This window comes from Gracilimonas sp. BCB1 (assembly GCF_040117685.2).
GTDB lineage: Bacteria > Bacteroidota > Rhodothermia > Balneolales > Balneolaceae > Gracilimonas.
In genome coordinates this window covers 110,072-129,938 of the sequence record NZ_JBEDYP020000013.1, presented here as the reverse complement: position 1 = coordinate 129,938, position 19,867 = coordinate 110,072, and the positions used below count along the sequence as shown (strand labels likewise).

At 43.8% G+C, this 19,867-nt stretch carries 15 protein-coding genes and 1 riboswitch; of the genes, 10 read left to right on the top strand and 5 right to left on the bottom strand.

Going from position 1 to position 19,867, the window contains the following annotated elements; genetic code table 11:
- Positions 1 to 299: 299 nt before the first annotated feature.
- Positions 300 to 773: a hypothetical protein gene (locus tag ABFW99_RS09870; RefSeq protein WP_349354414.1), complete on the bottom strand. Its 474-nt coding sequence runs from the start codon at positions 771 to 773 to the stop codon at positions 300 to 302.
- 257 nt (positions 774 to 1,030) lie between these two features.
- On the opposite strand from ABFW99_RS09870, the gene ABFW99_RS09865 reads away from it, so the two are divergent.
- Genes ABFW99_RS09865 through ABFW99_RS09855 form a run of 3 tightly spaced genes read left to right on the top strand, consistent with a single transcriptional unit; the run spans position 1,031 to position 4,722 of the window.
- Positions 1,031 to 1,723, top strand: coding sequence for a hypothetical protein (locus ABFW99_RS09865; RefSeq protein ID WP_349354413.1), 693 nt, complete (start codon positions 1,031 to 1,033; stop codon positions 1,721 to 1,723).
- Positions 1,724 to 1,750: 27 nt separating this feature from the next.
- Entirely contained in the window at positions 1,751 to 3,514 is a 1,764-nt protein-coding gene (locus ABFW99_RS09860; protein ID WP_349354412.1) for an adenylate/guanylate cyclase domain-containing protein, read from the top strand.
- Positions 3,515 to 3,525: 11 nt separating this feature from the next.
- Positions 3,526 to 4,722, top strand: coding sequence for a hypothetical protein (locus ABFW99_RS09855; protein WP_349354411.1), 1,197 nt, complete (start codon positions 3,526 to 3,528; stop codon positions 4,720 to 4,722).
- A 12-nt stretch (positions 4,723 to 4,734) separates the two neighbouring features.
- On the opposite strand, the gene ABFW99_RS09850 is transcribed toward ABFW99_RS09855, so the two are convergent.
- Positions 4,735 to 6,405, bottom strand: coding sequence for an amidase (locus ABFW99_RS09850; protein WP_349354410.1), 1,671 nt, complete (start codon positions 6,403 to 6,405; stop codon positions 4,735 to 4,737).
- Between the two features lie 192 nt (positions 6,406 to 6,597).
- Positions 6,598 to 6,813: riboswitch (cobalamin riboswitch) on the top strand.
- Between the two features lie 164 nt (positions 6,814 to 6,977).
- Here ABFW99_RS09850 and ABFW99_RS09845 point away from each other — a divergent pair.
- From ABFW99_RS09845 to ABFW99_RS09835, 3 genes are all read left to right on the top strand, one after another.
- Positions 6,978 to 8,834, top strand: coding sequence for a TonB-dependent receptor plug domain-containing protein (locus tag ABFW99_RS09845; RefSeq protein ID WP_349354409.1), 1,857 nt, complete (start codon positions 6,978 to 6,980; stop codon positions 8,832 to 8,834).
- A gap of 632 nt (positions 8,835 to 9,466) precedes the next feature.
- Complete coding sequence (locus tag ABFW99_RS09840; RefSeq protein WP_349354408.1) at positions 9,467 to 13,123, top strand: vitamin B12-dependent ribonucleotide reductase; 3,657 nt, start codon at positions 9,467 to 9,469, stop codon at positions 13,121 to 13,123.
- A gap of 398 nt (positions 13,124 to 13,521) precedes the next feature.
- A complete protein-coding gene (locus ABFW99_RS09835; RefSeq protein ID WP_349354407.1) occupies positions 13,522 to 14,136 on the top strand; it encodes an inorganic pyrophosphatase in 615 nt (204 codons plus the stop codon).
- Between the two features lie 67 nt (positions 14,137 to 14,203).
- Here ABFW99_RS09835 and ABFW99_RS09830 read toward each other — a convergent pair whose 3' ends face one another.
- Positions 14,204 to 15,355, bottom strand: coding sequence for a ribonuclease D (locus ABFW99_RS09830; RefSeq protein ID WP_349354406.1), 1,152 nt, complete (start codon positions 15,353 to 15,355; stop codon positions 14,204 to 14,206).
- Between the two features lie 139 nt (positions 15,356 to 15,494).
- Between ABFW99_RS09830 and ABFW99_RS09825 the strand changes: the two genes are divergently transcribed.
- Positions 15,495 to 15,950 carry a hypothetical protein gene (locus ABFW99_RS09825; protein ID WP_349354405.1) on the top strand — a complete coding sequence of 152 codons (456 nt, stop codon included), beginning with the start codon at positions 15,495 to 15,497 and terminating at the stop codon, positions 15,948 to 15,950.
- Positions 15,943 to 16,149: a helix-turn-helix transcriptional regulator gene (locus ABFW99_RS09820; RefSeq protein WP_349354404.1), complete on the top strand. Its 207-nt coding sequence runs from the start codon at positions 15,943 to 15,945 to the stop codon at positions 16,147 to 16,149. Before ABFW99_RS09825 ends, ABFW99_RS09820 begins: the two co-directional genes overlap by 8 nt.
- Here ABFW99_RS09820 and ABFW99_RS09815 read toward each other — a convergent pair whose 3' ends face one another.
- Positions 16,150 to 16,716: a DUF922 domain-containing protein gene (locus ABFW99_RS09815; protein ID WP_349354403.1), complete on the bottom strand. Its 567-nt coding sequence runs from the start codon at positions 16,714 to 16,716 to the stop codon at positions 16,150 to 16,152.
- Positions 16,717 to 16,801: 85 nt separating this feature from the next.
- Positions 16,802 to 17,689, bottom strand: a complete 888-nt coding sequence (locus tag ABFW99_RS09810; RefSeq protein ID WP_349354402.1) for an aldo/keto reductase — start codon at positions 17,687 to 17,689, stop codon at positions 16,802 to 16,804.
- A 145-nt stretch (positions 17,690 to 17,834) separates the two neighbouring features.
- Between ABFW99_RS09810 and ABFW99_RS09805 the strand changes: the two genes are divergently transcribed.
- Together ABFW99_RS09805 and ABFW99_RS09800 are read left to right on the top strand one after the other, a co-directional pair.
- Positions 17,835 to 18,092, top strand: a complete 258-nt coding sequence (locus ABFW99_RS09805; protein WP_349354421.1) for a DUF4212 domain-containing protein — start codon at positions 17,835 to 17,837, stop codon at positions 18,090 to 18,092.
- A 2-nt stretch (positions 18,093 to 18,094) separates the two neighbouring features.
- Positions 18,095 to 19,861 (top strand): sodium:solute symporter family protein, encoded by a 1,767-nt coding sequence (locus ABFW99_RS09800; RefSeq protein ID WP_349354401.1) that lies wholly within the window; start codon positions 18,095 to 18,097, stop codon positions 19,859 to 19,861.
- The last annotated feature ends 6 nt before the right edge of the window (positions 19,862 to 19,867 follow it).

Genomic DNA, 19,867 nt, shown 5'->3' with positions numbered 1-19,867 from the left:
ACTTTCAACCAAAACCTGTGTTTTCTTCTACATTAATTATATTTGATTTAGCGATTACGGGAGATATTTTTCGGGATAAAATGTGGATAACTATGTGGGAAAGTTGTGGGAAAATAGGCGTTTTTTCTGTTGACAATTATGTGTGGTTTGAGCTAATTAACCAATGAACAAAGCCATAAAAAGTACTACGGTATAATTGGTGGAAAGGCCGAAATAAAAGTCCGCGGCCTTGTTTCTTTAAGAGTTCAAACCGAATGATTATCGAAAAATGTTCCGGGCGATTTTTTTATGTACCTATATCAACCGGTAAAGTCCTGCACAAACGTGTGGTTTCCGGTAATGAAAATATCTTTCCGGTCTTTCACCATTTCAGCCAAAAACTCAGCAGCTTCCTCATAATTGACATACAGATCCCCAATGGTAATATTGTTGAAGTAATTATCACCATAAATTTCCACGCCTGCACTTCGTACTACCACCTTCTCAATGTTATTATAAGTTAATTTCTTTGTGATAATACCATTCTGAAAGATGCCATCCCGTTTAAATACAATGTTGAAACGGTGGTAGGTAGGCAGCTGAAGTGCAATCACAACAATGGCCAGTGTACAAACGGCGGAGAGGATGACTTTGAAAGCAAAGGGTTCATTGGTTCCCACCACAAAAAGCTGTACCAACACATATCCGCAAATAAACATAGATAGTGGCCCTAATGTGTACAAGGAGAGAAGTAACCATTTTTTTGGCCGTACGACAACCTCTTTCTTCATCATTGCTATCCCTTTATCTAAACCCTTTTTTATCGGATAAATAAATAATAAATATATTTTTAAAAGACCAACATAAAATTATGCTAATTAATCATAATGATGCATACGTGCTTTCGTTCGAACTGTATTAATTGAGAAGGGTGCAATTTCGTGATTCAAAGCAAAATGTCGTGTCTATTACAACAGAAAGTTATTTTTAGTAGATTAATCAGGTGTAGCATGGTGTACCGTTTATAATCAACTCTAACAAAATACTGAATGTGATGAAGGGTGCCTTTGGATCGCTATTTGTTACTCTTGTACTTTTCCTGATTATTCAAACCGAATCAACATTGGCACGTCAAAGTCAGGCAACCGGAAAGGTTGAAGGAGTTGTGATGCTGGCAGCTAAGGAAAATCCGGTTAGAGTTGGTGGCAGATATGGCCGGCCTTCACGGTCTTCGAGCTCTTCAACTGCATCTACTGATTCAGTTCTCATTTGGTTGGAAAGTTCGGAAGAGACTTCAGCAAATTTACCCGGTGGGCCGGTTATTTTGGACCAGAAAAATTTATCCTTTCAGCCCTCTCTGTTGCCTGTTTATCTCAATGGGGAGGTAAGAATTCGTAATTCCGATCCTGTCTATCATAATGTATTTAGCCTTTCTCCCAAGAAAAGGTTTGACGTGGGGCGAAGGCCGAAGGGTGAATTTTTGGATGTAAGCTTTGATAAACCCGGTCCGGTTGATGTTTTTTGTGATATTCATTCAAATATGCGTGCAACTATTTATGTGATGCCACCAAGCGTGGTAACCTGGAACAAAACTCAGAGTGGTGATTCTTTTTCTATTGAAAACATCAAAGATGGAAACTATGAGTTGAAAATTTATGCACTGGGATACCAGGAGAGAACTATCCAGATTAATGTGGTTTCCGGTGAAGCTGTTAATGTGGGAACCTTAACGCTTAGTAATTAATCTATGGACGGGAGTCGATTTTTTAGTTTGAGGTGGAAGCTACTGGCTGGTTTTGTAGGTCTTATTCTTACCACCGTTTTGATTTTATTGTTCAGCTCAGGGCAGATTTTAGAATCACGAATTCGTCAGGATATTGATGCCAATTTCAGTGAAGCCGGAAGAATATTTGAGCGTATTCAGGACATCAGGTTTCGCCAATTAAGGCAAACAGCTATTTTATTGGCGGATATCCCAAGTTTAAAAGCGGCCATTTCTACCGATGATACCTCCACTGTTAATTATGTACTCCGTGAAGACTTGTTGTACCTGCTCGATTTCGATCCCATCATCCCGGATTCACTTATTCCAAGTGAGTTCTATATGAATCCCGATTCTGCCGGGTTATTGATTATATGCGATTCAGAAGGAAAACCTCTGGGCCAAATGTCATCAGCTCCGCTTCCGAGATATTCGATCGCTGACAGGGCAGGAATAAGTACAGCTCTGCAGGGAGAAATGCCTTCACAAAGTTATATCTGGAAAGAGGGGCAGAGGTATTTCAATGTTATTACTATCCCGGTTTGGTCCGGGAATCAGCTGGAAGGAACACTTTCGTTCGGTTACCCCATCAGGCAGCTGGAGACAGAACAACTCTCAAAAGACATGGGGTTGGAAGTGCTGTATTATGTTGATAATCAGCTTTTGGCTGGTTCGTTCGAAGGAATTTCGCCCTCCAATAAAAGCACACTTTCTAAAAACATACATGCAGCAACATTTGACGTGCTGAAAAACGGTCAGGCAGCATCCACTGAAGTCGCTTTAGGGGAAGAAAACTGGCTTGTTTACGTAGCTCCGATGTTCGAAACCACAGCCAGCATAAAAGGGATTGATGGGTATTATGCAGTGGCAAAATCACTAACTAAGGAGCTTATTCCTCTGCAAAACCTGCAATTGCTGATATTTGGTATCGGGATTTTTGCAATTGCCGGTGCTATCGTTATCAGCATCTGGATTACCGGACGAATTACAAAACCCATCGACCTTTTACTGGATGGCGTGCAGCGCGTTGAAAAAGAGGACTTCGGTGAGGAAGTACCCATCACAAGCCGGGATGAAATCGGAGAACTGACCCGGGCATTTAATGAACTGGTAGAAGGACTTAGAGAACGTTTACTGATGCTCAAATTTGTTTCTGAGGCTACCCTTGATGCCATCAAAAAGAATATTTCACGTATAGAGCCGGGTGGAGAAAGACGGAATGTTACCGTTCTTTTCTCCGATATCCGTGGATTCACCGCCTGGAGTGAGAATCATACGCCTGAGGAGGTCATTGATATGTTGAACAATTTACTGAGCTATCAGGCCGATGTGGTACATAAGTTTGGCGGCGATGTCGACAAGTTTGTCGGGGATGAACTGGTAGCGGTATTTCAGGGAGAAGATAAGGAGCAGCAGGCAGTGAATGCTGCAGTCCAAATTCAACAAAAACTGAAGTCCCTGTTACAGAAAGAGCAGGAGGAGCTGGCCGTGGGAATAGGACTTAACAGCGGTGAAGTAGTAATGGGGGCTATGGGAAGTGAAAACAGAATGGATTTTACAGTGTTGGGCAGTACGGTTAATCTGGGGGCTCGTTTATGTTCTGCGGCAAGAAAGCACCAGGTTTTAATTTCAGAATCTGTTTTTCTGAACCTGGAACGCAAGGTACCCATTAATGAACTTGAAACTATTAAGGTGAAGGGCATTGAAAAACCGGTTCAAATCTATGAAATAGACTGGCAAACTGAGGATATGATGTCAATTGCTAAGAATTAGGGAGGGAAATCATGAATTTCAGAACTTGTTTTGCTTTTATCATTGTTTCAATATTCAGTTTGTATGCATCTGCGGCAATGGGACAGGTTCAGATTGGAGGGCTGGCTGATTTTGAAATTCGAAAAGGTGGAAGTGATTCATCTCCCTATGTAAATCAAACACCAAATGAGAATTGGTCGGTATACACTCCGTACCTGCGGCTTTTTTTAGGAGGTAATATATCTGACAAATGGTTTGTCTCTGCTGCATTGCAAGCAGATTATTATGATGGAAAGCAGCTCAGTCCTGTGTTCTTTTCCGTGATGAATATCAACTACCTTCCCATATCAAACTCAGATTTTACCATAACGGCCGGCCGGTTTGTGACACCATATGGGGCATACTCCAACAGGGTTTTATCTTCAGAAAATCCTTTTGTACATCTTCCGCTTTCCCATGCGTCCGGTCTTCCCATCAGCAAAACCCGGGGCACGCTCTATTCCCAGGTAGATTACGGGGATGACATTACGGGGCTTACGATGGTTTACCAGCGAATGTACACACAGGGACTTATGATCGGGAATAGGTTAGGTGATTCGGGTTGGCTCAGCTACAACCTGGCAGCTACTTTGGCGGCCGCTTCCAGCCATTTTGAATATGGGGAACATATGACCCCGGCTATCACCGGGAGGGTGGTTTTACAACCCGTTATTTGGGGAAGCCTTGGACTTTCACTGAGCCATGGTTCCTACATGAAACGCGATGATATAAATATTTCATTAACCGATAACGAGCTTGAGGGGTATAAAAAAACACTTTTTGGTACAGATATGGAGCTTTCCTACCACTACTTCACTTTTTTAGCATCCTACAACTGGAGCAAATGGGAAGCACCTTATCTGGACTCGGTTGGCACATCAATTTCCAGGTTATGGGAAGATGAAGTGCAGGTACATCACATAAGTTCTGAGCTTGTAATGGATTTTCCATTTCTTCCCGGGGCTTATGCCGGTATAAGAGCAGAACGACTGATTTCGGGAGATCTTAAGAACAGTCAATCTACCTATAACTACGAACAATGGACCTATGATCGTGACCGCATAGAATTCACCACGGGCATCAAGCTCGAGCGCAATGTGCTATTGAAAGCTTCCTATCTGTACTCGACAAACAGCGGCACCGAATTGGATGACAATGTTTTTACACTTCAGCTGAGTGCCGGGTTTTAGAATAGTTTTCGGTTATTCACTAAAAAGCGGGGGGTGTTTGGTATGATGGTCTGAAGCATCCTGATAAGCTTTAGCAACTGAAAGCACTGTAGCTTCATCAAAAAGATCCCCAACGAAAGTGATACTGGTGGGATGCATGTCATTGGTAAATCCATTGGGCAAAACCACACTCGGATGCCCCGTAAGGTTGGTGATAAGTAAATTGCCTCCACCAAAAGCCGGAGATATATACACATCAATCTGCTCCATCACGGAATCCATTTTTTGAATAAGTTGATATCTGGCACGGTTGGCATTGATATACTCGGTGGCGGGGATAAAGTGAGCTGCCCGGAAAGTATTGGGCCAGGCATTGGGCTCCTGCCATTTCATGGAATCATCCTGACCGGTTAAAGTAAGCTGATCGAAAGCGGCAGCGCCTTCAGCTGTTAATATGATACGAAGCGGGCCGGTTTCAAATTCCGGTAGTTCAATTGGGATGAGTTCAACGCCAAGATCTTTAAAGGTTTCCAAAACCAGGCTATCCCGTTCTTTATTCCAGTAATCCCGTTCAAAAGCAGATTTCAGGTAGCCGATTTTAAGTGTGGTGATATCTATGTCAGCATTATAATTGAAGGGAAGGTCAATAATGGTTTGGTCGGTTCCGTCGGGCCCATATATAGCGTTGAATACCAGAGCTGCATCTTCCACACTTCTGGTGATAGGGCCGATTTTATCCATGCTCCAGCTCAGGGCCATAGCTCCGGTTCGGCTTACACGCCCGTAGGTTGGGCGAAGGCCGGTAGTACCGTTTCGGGTTGAAGGGGATACGATTGAGCCCAGCGTTTCGGTGCCAATGGCGAATGGGAACAGTCCGGCAGCGGTACCAGAAGCAGATCCCGCAGAAGAACCGCTGGATCCCTGTTCAAGGTCCCATGGGTTATTGGTTCGTCCGCCAAACCATATATCGCCGTAAGCAAGGGCTCCCAAAGTAGTTTTAGCAATAAGTACAGCTCCGGCACCATCCAGTTTTTTAATGACGGTTGCTGTTTCATCAATCACCTGATCTTTAAATGGTGTGGCTCCCCAGGTGGTTTTATACCCTTCAACGGCCAGTAAATCTTTAGCTCCATATGGTATGCCATGCAATGGTCCCCGGTAAATACCTTGCTCCAGTTCCACATCCATTTGCCGGGCCTGCTGAAGGGCTCTTTCGCGGGTTATGGTTACAATGGCCTCCAGCTTGTCGTCGTGTTGTTCAATACGGTCCAGGAAAAATTCAGTCAGCTCAACCGATGAAATTTTCCGACCCTTAATCAGGGAAGCCAGTTCTCCGACGGTATAGAATGCCAGGTCGTTTCGGTTTTCAGGGAGCTCTGCATTTTGAGGTAAATCCCAGGTTTGTGATTTCTGCTGAAAATCAAAAGTCTTACCTACAGGGATAGGGTTGAACTGAAGGGATGGGGGAACTGAATTGTTTAGCTTAAAATCACGAATGCTTTGAAGGTCATCGCGGGTGTCATCCAGCGATTCAATCATAGAATCCCGTTCGGCCTGGGTAAAATCAAGCCCTATGATCGATGCTGCGTCCTGAATCATTGCAGACGTAATGGGTGCATTTTGTGGTTGTATGAATGTGAATGCGAATAAAAAACCGACAATAATGCCACCGGAAAAGAGCATTATTTTATTCGTTTTTTTCATGATGTCCTTCTTTTCTGAGTAAAATTATAGCCAACTAATACAGGAAGGGATTATGAACAGAAAGAAAGACTAAGTCAATGTTAGATATGGAATTGTCCATTTTTTACAAGGTACCCGTGAGGCTTATATCGCGATGCATCAGAGTGGTTTACAGAAAATCAGCATTTGATTTAACTTAAAATGTATTTAGTTTAGCAGCGAATTAATGATGGTCTCGGGTAGATGTGTGTCATCACCCAGAGTTAAAAGGGAATCTCGTGAGAAACGAGAGCTGTTCCCGCAACTGTAATCCGAATTCGCCACCAGGCGGATGAAGTGCAGCCTCACCTTTGCCACTGTTTCTTTTATGAGACGGGAAGGCGCTGCAATCGGAGAAGCCAGGAGACCTGCCATCATTTAACCGATGCACCTCTTTCGGGTAAAAGGATGTGCAGCTGAACAATCATGCTTTTAGCTCTGAATTTTATTCTGTTTCCCACACACTGATTCCTGGTTCATGGGATTACTGTATATCATTCAGAAGGAAGTTCTTTACCCGCCCAAAGTAACTCAAAAAATTTAATACAAGATTCATGAAGCACTTACTTACGCTGTCCATCATATTTTTACTGGCGGTTTCAAATAATATCTATGCACAAGTTACCGACACCCTCGATTTAGGAGAAGTAGTAATAACGGCATCCAAAACCCCTACAACCGATCGCGAAACAACAAAACCTGTAACGGTCATTGAACGGGAAGAAATTGAACGACACTCCGGTTTATCCATTTCTGAATTGTTGAATCAGCAGAATGGAATCACCATAAATGGGGCGGCATCAAGTCCCGGCAAAGACAAATCGGTGTATCTTCGCGGAGCATCAACGCAGTTTACCCTCATTCTTATTGATGGTTTTCCGGTTACCGATCCATCCGGAGAGGGAGGGGCATTTGACCTTCGCCTTTTACCCTTGGAAAATGTAGAACGCATCGAAATTGTAAAGGGAAGCATGAGTACGCTCTATGGTTCGGATGCCATAGCCGGAGTTATTAATATCATTACAAAGAAAAGCGAGTCCGGGACTTTTAATATAAACGGAAAAGCATCTTATGGTTCGTTTAACACTAATGAGTGGGAGCTTGGGGCCAGCGGCAGTTCTGATATCATCGATTATACCGTGAACCTGACCCGTACTCAGACAGATGGGATTTCGGAAGCTGAACCTCAGAACGGAGCAAGCTTTACAAAAGATGGTTTTGAGAGAAATGCCATCAATACACAGGTGTCCATTAAGCCTATAGACAGATTAACAATAACTCCATTTTTGAACTACTCCCAATACGATGGAGATTATGACGCAGGTGCTTTTTCGGATGCAGATAACCGCTATGAAGCCGATCTTTTGAATACCGGTGCCCGAATCAGCTTTAAAGGTGATAACTTTGAGATTAAAGAAGCGGCAACATTCACCCAAACGGAGAGGAAGTTTACCGATGGCTTCGGAGTATTCAATCCTGAAGCCTCTTTATTCAATTCAGACCTATACGGTATCTATAACCAGTTTGAGAAAGTAAGGCTGCTTGCCGGGTTTAATGTTCAGAGTTTAAATTTTCAGCTGGATGGAATTGATGAAGGGTCTCAGATTTTGAGTCCTTACGTAACAGCATTCCTTCGATCCGGATTTGGGTTGAATGGTGAGCTTGGGCTCAGGCTCAACAATCATTCTGAATATGGAAGTAACTGGACGTTTAACGTAGCTCCGGTTTATAACATCACGGAAGAAATTAAGTTACTAGCGTCGGTAAGTTCAGGATTCAAAGCTCCAACCCTCAATGAATTATTCGGCCCGTTTGGCGCAAACACCGAATTAAAACCTCAGCAAAGCCTGACGTTAGATACTGGCGTAGAATTGGAATTATTGGGTGGAAGAATATCCGCTTCAGCTATCTATTTCCGAAGAACCATTGAAGATTTAATTTCTTACAGCGGCAACCAGGGATACATAAATGTGAACGAGCAGAATGACTCCGGTATTGAATTGTCGGTGGGTTATAAGCAGAACCAAACGATGGTTGAGGTTTTTTATAATTACCTGGACGGTGCAATTACACAAAATGGGGAAAAGACAGATAATCTGATTCGCAGACCCGATCATAATTTTGGGGTGAATCTGAATCAGCAACTATCTTCTGATTTTAGCATAAACCTGAGCGGTCAGTTTGTAGGCAAGCGGAATGATATTTATTTCAACACTGATACATTTTCCACCGAAGAGGTAGAGCTTGATAGTTATGTATTGCTTAATGCCAATACTCAATATCAGTTACTGGAAGATCAGCTTACCGTCTTTGCTTCTCTGAATAACCTTCTGAATGCAGACTACACAGAAGTGTACGGTTTTAATACTCCGGGATTTTATTTTAAAGGTGGAATTAAATTCTCATTCTGATGCTTTGTGGATAAAAATTTTAGCTGAAAGAAACCGGGCGTTGAGTCATTCGAATTGACGCCCGGGATTTTTTCACCCGTTTTTTAGTAATACCCCTCTGACGATTGCCTGCCGATATTTTTACAAACATTACTTTCTATTTAATAGAACTATATAAGTAATATTGATCAGGTACACGCTTAAATAATTTACTATACTTTGCTATGATTATTATTCATTTAAATTTGAATAATAATTATATAAAAATAGAATTATCAATTCTGAATAGAGAATAGAGTGTGGATAACTTTTCTTCTTTGCTGAACAGCTGATCATTGATTAATTGCCTTTTAAATAATTTTATTAGCTTTTTTTTTGAATCTCTTAGAAGGGAATAGTTTATTTTACAATAAAATGTATAATGAAAAATACAATTTTATAAGTTGAATTTGCATGATAGGAAATACCAAAATCACAGATGTGGATAAGTCCCCTATTTTGTGGAAAAGTATTTGATTTTTTTCTTGCCCAATCACCTCTGCTCGTCTATATTAATTCGTACTTCTTTAGGAGATAAGGTATCGGGATTTGTTTAATTGTCTCTCATCTACGAAGGTTTCAACATAATATTAATACACTAACGAAGTACGCCAATGAAATTTACTCGCTTCTATACTAAGTCGGACTGGAAGACTCCATTTGACGACATCGAATTTGCAACACGCACCTCAGAAATTAAAAACCCGGACGGCTCCCAGGTTTTCCATATGGAAGGCGTTGTGGTTCCTGAAAGCTGGTCCCAGGTTTCCACCGATGTTATCGCTCAGAAATATTTCCGCAAGGCCGGAGTTCCTGCGAAACTGAAGAAAGTTAAAGAAAAGGGAGTGCCCAAATGGTTGCAGCGATCTGAAGCTGACGAAAAGGCACTCAAAGATCTACCCGAAGAAGAACGTTATTCACATGAAATTGATAGTAAGCAGGTCTTTCATCGTTTGGCGGGATGTTGGACCTATTGGGGGTGGAAGCACGACTATTTTGACAGCGAGGATGATGCGAAAGTTTTTTACGATGAATTAGCCTGCATGCTGGCCAATCAAATGGCTGCACCTAACAGTCCGCAATGGTTCAACACCGGGCTGCACTGGGCATATGGAATTAACGGTCCGGCACAAGGCCATTATTATGTGGACGGTAAAACCGGAGAGCTCAAAAAATCAGAGGATGCTTACACTCATCCGCAACCACATGCCTGCTTTATCCAGAGTGTGGATGATAACCTGGTGAATGAAGGCGGTATTATGGATCTGTGGACCCGCGAAGCGCGGCTGTTTAAATACGGATCCGGAACCGGAAGTAACTTCTCAAAAATTCGCGGAGCCGATGAGCCATTGAGTGGCGGAGGAAGAAGTTCAGGACTAATGAGTTTCCTGAAAATTGGTGACCGGGCTGCCGGTGCCATTAAGTCAGGAGGCACTACCCGACGTGCAGCCAAGATGGTAACGTTAGATCTGGACCACCCGGATATTGAAGAGTATATCAACTGGAAAGTTCGTGAAGAACAGAAAGTAGCCGCTTTGGTAGCCGGATCAAAAACAGTGCAGAAGCACCTTAAGAATATCATTAAGCTGTGCCACACACCGGTTGAGATTGAAGGACGTACATTCAACGGAGCGATGAGTCGCGACCCGCTGAAAAACAAAGAGCTGGCTGCAGAAATCCGAAAAGCCAAGAGAAATCAGGTTCCTCTTAATTATATAGAGCGCGTGATTCAGCTGGCAGCACAGGGTTTCACCGATCTTGAATTTGATACTTACGACACCGACTGGAATTCAGAAGCTTATTCAACCGTAAGTGGTCAGAATTCCAACAACTCCGTTCGTGTGCCAAACTCTTTCATGAAAGCTGTGAAGGAAGACAAAGACTGGCACTTGTACGGCCGGGTTGAAAAGGATAATGCTGCTGAAGAAGGCAGAGAGCCTGAGCCGATGAAAACGATGAAGGCCCGTGAACTTTGGGACGACATTGCCTATGCGGCATGGTCTTGCGCCGACCCCGGAACCCAGTATCATGATACCATCAACGAATGGCATACGTGCCCCGAAGATGGCCCGATCAACGCAAGTAACCCTTGCTCGGAATACATGTTTCTGGACAACACCGCTTGTAACCTGGCTTCTTTGAACCTGATGAAATACTTCAAAGGAGATGAGTACAAAGAATTTGATATCGAGTCGCTGGAATATGCTTCCCGAATCTGGACGGTAGTGCTGGAGATTTCGGTATTGATGGCTCAATTTCCATCTAAAGAAATTGCGGAGCTATCGTATGTATTCCGCACGCTTGGGTTGGGTTATGCCAACATCGGTGCTGCGCTGATGGTACAAGGACTTCCATACGACAGCGAGGAAGGAGCTGCTGTTGCCGGTGCCGTTACCGCAACTATGCATATGACTTCTTACGCTACTTCAGCTGAAATGGCGAAAGAACTCGGCACCTTTGATGGATATGAGCGTAACAAAGAGCATATGCTCAAGGTGATTCGGAATCACCGGCGTGCCGCATACAATGCTGACCCTGAAGAGTATGAAGGCCTAACGGTGAAGCCGATGGGCATCGATGCTTCGATCTGCCCGGATTACCTGGTGAAAGCTGCGAAGAAAGCTTCTGACAAAGCACTAAAGCTGGGTGAGAAACACGGATACCGAAATGCACAGGTTACCGTGCTTGCACCAACCGGAACCATTGGTTTGGTGATGGATTGTGATACTACCGGAATTGAGCCGGACTTTGCCCTGGTGAAGTTCAAGAAGCTGGCCGGTGGCGGTTACTTCAAGATTATCAACCAGGCGGTACCCAAAGCGCTTAAGAATCTCGGATATTCTGCCAAGGAATCGGAAGATATCATCAATTACGCGAAAGGAGCAGGCTCGGTAGAAGGCTGTCCGCACATTAACCCGGAAACACTGGGTGAAAAAGGTTTCACTGATACACAAATTGATGCGATCAACGAAGCACTGCCGGGAAGTTTTGACATCAAGTTTGCATTCAATCAGTGGACGCTGGGTGAGGACTTCTGCAAGGATGTACTGGATATTACCGAAGAGCAGCTCAACGATATGAACTTTGATATGCTGCGCTACCTTGGATTCAGCAGAGATCAAATCCAGGAAGCCAACGATTATGTATGCGGAACTATGACGGTTGAAGGAGCTCCGCATTTGAAAGAAGAAGATTACGCCGTATTCGATTGCGCCAACCGTTGTGGCCGAATCGGAACACGGTTTATTTCTGCAAAAGGACATATTCGTATGATGGCTGCCGCTCAGCCATTCCTTTCCGGCGCTATTTCGAAAACCATCAACCTGCCGAATGAGGCGACCATCGAAGATATGAAGGACGCTTACATGGATTCGTGGGAAATGATGTTGAAAGCGAATGCGCTGTATCGTGACGGTTCAAAACTCAGTCAGCCACTGAACTCTATGGCGGATGTGCTGGAGGAAATTGACGAAGAAGAGGAAGCACCGGCCGATGCCGAAACCACTATGGCACAGGATAAAGTGCTTGAAGTGGCCGAGCGTATCATCCACAAGTATGTGGCTCGTCGTCAGCGACTTCCGTTCCGACGCGAAGGATACACGCAGAAAGTAAAAATTGGCGGCCAAAGTGTTTACCTGAGAACCGGAGAATATGAAAACGGTCAGCTGGGTGAAATCTTTATTGATATGCACCGTGAAGGCGCCGCTTTCCGAAGTCTGCTGAACTGCTTTGCGATCTCCATTTCTTTGGGACTGCAGCACGGAGTGCCTCTGGAAGAATTTGTGGATGCTTTTGTATTCACCAAGTTTGAGCCAAGCGGTATGGTAAACGGAAACCCCCACGTGAAGATGAGTACATCTGTTATTGATTACATTTTCCGTGAACTGGCGGTTACCTACCTGGGCCGGGAAGACCTGGCGCATGTGCCGGCCGAGCAAATCGAAACCCGAAATTTACGTCCGACCGCTGATGCCCAGGCAGAAGCCAAAGCGGACACACAGACCGAGGCGAAAGCCCCCAATGCATCATCATCAGATGCTGTCGCAAAAAAGACCGTAGCTGAGCCCGAACCTGCCGCTGTTGATACCAGCGAAAGTGCTCAGGTTCAGCAGAAAGCGGCAAAAGACGACAGCTACGAAAGTGAATACGACCAAGCCAAACAAATGGGCTATACGGGTGAATCCTGCCCCGAATGCGGCAGCATGACCATGGTTCGAAACGGAACCTGCATGAAGTGTATCACCTGTGGGTCTACTACTGGCTGTAGCTAGTTCGTTATTGGTTAATTCGTTAATGGTTGATTGGATTCACCATTAACGAATAACTAATACCCCAATAACGAAAAAGAATAACGACTTTCATGGAGAACAGGATAAACCCTGATTGGCTGAACCGCCAGTCGGGGTTTTTTATTGGCTACAAATTTCGGGGTTGAAAGATTTAGCTTATAGTCAAAAACGGTTCAACCATAAATAGTTCAAGCGTCCGCTTGGACAAGCTGGAAAAGGCCAAATAAGCTGAATTAAACATGGCAAAAGCGGACGCTTGCGCCATTTTTAAAGGTATTGATAAGGAATAGCTCACCCTTCAAAGTTCGATGTTCCTTGTTCGCTGTTCCATATAGTTTTACCTTGAACGAAACCAAAGTTCTAACACTCATCACCGAGCTATGAATTTTCCCAATCCTTTTTTCCGGTGGAGGCCGCATCCGTGGCACGGACTGGAAGTAGGCGAAGATCAGCCAAAGATTGTAAACGCCTTCATTGAACTCACCCCTTTTGATACCATTAAGTACGAAGTGGACAAGAAAACCGGCTACATGCGGGTAGATCGTCCTCAACGAAGTTCCTCACTTCCGCCTTCTTTATATGGATTTATTCCCCGAACCTACTGCGGGAATCATGTAGGTGAACTGTCGAAAGATGATGTAAAAGGGGACGGGGATCCGCTGGACATTTGCGTATTGAGTGAACGCCCGATTGACCGGAACGAGGTTATTTTAAGTGCCCGCGTTATCGGTGGATTGCATATGGTAGATCATGACGAAGCGGATGATAAGATTATTTCAGTGCTGGATAATGATACCTATTACAGCAACATCAACAGCGTAAATGATTTACCACCGGTGCTGATTGAACGGTTGCGTCACTATTTCGGAACCTATAAACTGATCCCCGGCAAAAATCAGAATGATGTGTATGTGCAGGGAATTTTTGATGCTGATCATGCTTACAAAGTAATCGAAGCTTCTATCAGGGATTATGAAGAAATGTTTGGCGAATAGAGCTCTGATAAAGCCGATACTTTGTCAGGCCAGATTCATTTGATAGAATTCAATGATACCGGGATTGTTAAACATAATCGCTTAAATCCAGCTCCAGTTCTTCGGCATACCTTCGAAGCAGCTTTGCTTTATAATCAGGCATCAGCTCAGTTTCTCCGGTTATGATTTCTTTGGTGAGCCTGTTGGGGAGAATAAAGGATTTGGCATGTTTGCCGAAATCTGAAATTAACCGATCCTGAATGGGAGAAAGCAGCTTATTCTTCAGATCGTTAATTCGGTTTTGTTCATTACGCATGGCACGATATTCCTCACCGGTCATAGTTTCGATGGCTTTTCGGGAAGTAGACAGGCCTTTTTCCTTAGCTTCGTGGATGGCTGAGTCAATAGCCGATTGAAGCTGAGATTTGAAGTTCTCATTCTTAATGCCCCCGTAAACCCCTTTGGTTTGTTTCCAGCTGTACACCTTTTTTGGGTTCCGGGCCAGGTCACTCACAACCTTTTTACTTGCCAGGTGATACATAGGTTTATTTAATTCACGGGCCTTTACATCAAAGAAATCCATCAGTCTGCGATAGATGAACCACTCAAAAACAGACAGGTCTTTTTTGTCCTTTTCTTTGATCAGGTTGTTGTGATCCTCATCGCTGTAATCCAGGTAATCAAAAACCTCATTCTCTTGTCTAATCCAGTCAAGAATGCCCTGCTTTTCAGCTTGCTGGTTGAGTTTGGCTTTAAAGTCGAGCAGATAAATCACATCATCTGCTGCATATTGTTTTTGATTTTCGGAAAGCGGTCGTTTCCACCAGTTACTTTGCTGAGAGGAGCTGTTTACCTCAACATCCAACACCTCTTTGATGAGGTTGGTCAGCGAAGCAGGTTGGTAATTTAGCAAACTGGTGGCGGCGTCCAGATCGTACAGGTTCTTGGGAAAACACCCTAAAGAATGCAGAAGCCGCAGGTCTTCCCCAAAAGCAAAAACGACTTTCTGAACCTCTGGGTTTTCAATGGCCGGGAAAATGGTTTGGATATCCAAACCCTCACTGAGCGGGTCTACCAGGTAGCAATCAGTTCCATCATAAACCTGCATCAGGCACATATTGAACCCATAGCGATAACGGTTTCGATCAAACTCTAAATCTATGGCGAATTCCTTTAGACCTTGCAGGTTTGAAGTGAGCTTTTGGAGATCAGAATTCTTAGTGATGTAGTGAATAGCCATGTATTAAAATGAGATGAATAATTGCAACCAATGTATTAAGAATGCTGCGTAATTACTGAAATAGGGCATATAATTATAGTTGTCATAATGTAAATAATACTTTACATTTTAGTGATTTTTAATTCTAAATCATCAAGCCATGACATTTCAGTTTCTTCCAAATTTCTTCAAGAAAATAGGACTGTTCATTTTTGTTGCAACGGGTATCCCCGCTTTTAAAAAAGGATATACGGAAGGAAGAAATGCAGCCCGAGGGATAGAGAATCCGGATGTGTATGAAGTATTTACTTTTTGGGGATTTAGAATCACAGAACCCATTTATAATATTTTGGCTGTGATCGGGATATTTGGCCTGTTGTTGTATCTGTTTTCCAAAGACAAGAAAATGGACGAATTCCTGACAAGGATAAGATTCGAGGCTTTGCAAGTTACCTTTGTACTTTCAGCTTTGATAATTTTTCTATTTCTGGTATTTGAACCCGCAATGACTATCAATGCACAACTTTTGCTTGAAGGGCAAGTAATTTTGTTTTTGATAATAAACAAGGCAAAAAAGCAATGGGCATTACCCGGAGACAGAGAAAATTATGAATAATACTATAAAAGTAGAGCGTGCCCGGCATAATATGTCGCAATCCGATTTAGCTGAGAAAGCCGGAGTGACGAGACAAACCATCTATGCTATTGAAACCAAGCGGTTCATTCCTTCAACGGTTTTGGCATTCAAACTAGCAGAAATTCTTAAAATAGAAGTGACCGAGCTATTTGAACTGGAAGAGAGTGATTGGGAATGATTAATTCGCTTTGCGAGTAACCAGGACCTGTGGTGAAGCAAAGGCCTCCAATTCTTTTAACTGCTCCTTTATTTGCTCTGACCATTGAAGCTGGGAGCGGTAATCCATGGAGTAATTAGTGGCTTCATCATACTCACTCTGCACTTTCTCAAGTTGGGCCATGGCCTCATCACTCATTTCCTCGAATACACTCACAGAGATGGTTCCGGCTTTCATGGCTTCTTTAACCCTCTTTCGGAACCTACGGGCGTTTACTTCGGCCAGATCAAAATGACCTTGTTCATGAAGAAGCAGGGAAGCGATCCAGCTTTTGGACCAGGACTCATTTTTGCTGAAGTAGGTTTTTATCTCAGCCTCGTATTCTTGTCCATTCATGTTGAATGAGCTTTCATAGCCAACAACAGAGAAGGCAGCGTGTTCACTGTATCGCTTTGGGATCTCTTCAAAATCAGTCCACACCAACTTGTAGTCCTCGCTCCAGTAGATATAATCTTTCTCCGGTTCATGCTGTCCTAAAATCAAACCGGAACTAAATAGCAGAATCAGTATGGATAGTATTGCCTTCATAATGTTGAATGGATGATAGTATAATATCTGTCAACACAATGAGAAATTAAAATAAAGGCAGCAAAAAGCTAACCAAAAGTAAAGATTAGCGGTGTTGGTCATACTTTTTGGGGGATAAGAAATTCCTCAGCTTATCTAATTTATCTTGAGAAACTGGAGAGTTCATAGCATCCGTGATTTGCTGTAATTGATTTTTGGTTCGGATGCCAAGAACTGCCGAAGCAACCGCAGGATGATCCAATACAAACTGAACAGCAGCCGAAACCGGGTTGCCGGTTTTGTTGGTTGCAGTTTGCAGTTCTTCAACCTCTTCGGTTGAATATCCGAGGTAATCTCGAGCCGGCTTATCGATAATCATCCCCTTACCCAACGTCCCTCGGGTAATTACGCTGATGTTATTTTCAGCGAGGAGGTTCAGGCTTTCTTCTTCCGGTCGTCGATCCAGCAGGCTGTACTGCATCATCACACAGTCTATATCAGATCGATTTACATATTCACGAATGGTGTTTGGCCGGATGGACGAAATACCATAAGCCCGAATTTTTCCCTGATGTTTAAGGCGTTCAAAAGCCTCGATAATTTCATCAATAGGATCATCAATGGTTCCGCCATGCAGCATATACAGATCGATATATTCGGTTTGGAGCCTCCGCAAACTCTCATTCACACCTCTCAGAATATATTCTTTGGTAGGGTTCCATTCCCAACCCGAACCATCTTCGTTCCACACATTACCAACCTTGGTTGAAATAATAACTTCATCTCTGAAAGGCTTTAGCGCTTTCCCAACCACTTCTTCATTCAAACCATGATTATAGAGGTCGGCTGTATCAAAAAAATTGATCCCTTTTTGGTAAGCTTCCCGCAGCAGGGAAGAAGCAGATTCCGGATCTTTCTCAACTTCCAGCGACATACATCCAAAACTGATTTCGCTTACTTCAAGCTTCGATGTCCCTAATTTGTGGTATTTCATAATCTCCTGCTTTCTTGTGGAGTAATATAATTAGAAGCATAAAAGAATGATTCCTTGTTTGCAGAGGGATTCCTGTGGACAAAATTTGATTCATTCCTTCAAATACTGCATACTAAGCCGGAATAAAACTATGGAGGTCATACAGATGGAAGAACGGGACTTGAAAGGGTATTGGAAACGTAACCTCAAATACCTGGGTATTTTGCTCAGTATCTGGTTTGTAGTTTCCTACGGTTTAGGAATATTATTCGCACCCGCTTTAAATGAAATTCAGGTTGCCGGATTTAAACTCGGTTTTTGGTTTGCTCAGCAGGGGGCCATTTATACCTTTGTGATCCTCATCTTTGTGTACGTGTATCTGATGAACAAGCTGGACCGGGAATTTAACGTGAATGAGGACTGATCATGGATGTTCAAATCTGGACCTATATTTTAGTTGGAGTAACCTTTGCGATTTACATTGGCATAGCCATTTGGGCTAAAGCAGCTTCCACCAGCGATTTTTATGTAGCGGGCGCTCATGTGAATCCGATCACGAATGGCATGGCTACGGCAGCAGACTGGATGTCGGCAGCTTCCTTCTTATCCATGGCCGGCTTAATCTCTTTTATGGGCTACGATGGCTCGGTTTACCTGATGGGCTGGACCGGCGGTTATGTGCTTCTGGCCTTACTGCTGGCGCCTTATCTGCGAAAGTTCGGCAAGTTTACCATTCCTGATTTTATCGGAGACCGGTATTACTCCAACTTTGCCCGAACTATTGCTGTAATTTGCGCACTGGTTGTTTCATTCACTTACGTAGCCGGACAGATGCGCGGGGTTGGCCTGGTGTTCTCCAAGTTCCTGGAAGTAAATATCGACCTGGGTGTTCTGATTGGGATGGCCATTGTCTTTTTCTATGCCGTGCTGGGAGGAATGAAGGGAATCACCTATACGCAGGTAGCCCAGTATTGTGTGCTGATTTTTGCTTTCATGGTTCCGGCTTTCTTTATCTCTTTTCAACTGACGGGCAATCCCATTCCACAATTCGGGTTTGGCTCTACCTTAGCGGATGGCTCCGGGCAGTACCTGCTTGAAAAGCTGGATCAACTGCATACCGAGCTTGGTTTTGCAGCCTATACCAGTGGTACTAAAAGTATGCAGGATGTCTTTTTTATAACTGCGGCATTAATGATCGGTACGGCCGGACTACCCCACGTAATCGTTCGGTTTTTCACGGTTCCCAAAGTGAAAGATGCCCGAGTCTCTGTAGGCTATGCACTGATTTTTATCGCGATCTTGTACACAACCGCTCCGGCTATTGCGGCTTTTGCCAAATACAATATGATGGAAACGGTAAATGAGGAAGAGTACACCGAAATGCCTGCATGGTTTAATACATGGGAGCAAACAGGGCTACTTACCTGGGTGGATAAAAACGATGACGGAATTATCACCTACGCTCCCGGCGAAGCTATCGTTGGGCTGCCCGACATTCAACGAAATGCTGATGGAGAAATCATCCGCGGCCCTTTTGGGGAAGTGAAGGTTAATAACGAACCAACCGGCACCAACAACGAATTATATGTAGACCGGGACATCATGGTTCTTGCCAATCCTGAAATTGCCAACTTACCGGCCTGGGTTGCCGGCTTAGTAGCTGCCGGTGGACTGGCGGCAGCACTTTCAACCGCAGCCGGTTTGCTCCTGGTGATATCTACGGCTGTATCCCACGACTTAATCAAAAAGCAGATTAAAACCGATATTTCCGATAAAGCAGAATTGATGTGGGCCCGAATTTCGGCGGCTGCAGCGGTAGTTGTTGCGGGATATTTTGGAATCAATCCCCCGGGCTTTGTGGCTGAGGTGGTAGCCATAGCCTTTGGTTTGGCGGCGGCATCCTTCTTCCCGGCCATTATCCTCGGCATCTTTTATAAGAAAATGAACCGTCAGGGAGCCATTGCCGGAATGATTGCGGGACTGCTGTTCACACTTTCCTATGTGGTGTTCTTCAAAATTGCCTTCCCTGAATACAACGCACCTGAATACTGGTGGTTTGGGATTTCACCGGAGGGTATAGGTACATTGGGTATGCTATTAAATCTGACGGTTTCCTTTGCAGTGGGAATGATTTTCCCTGAACCGCCGGAGGATGTGCAGGAAATGGTGGAAAGCATTCGTTATCCGAAATAGTTGTAG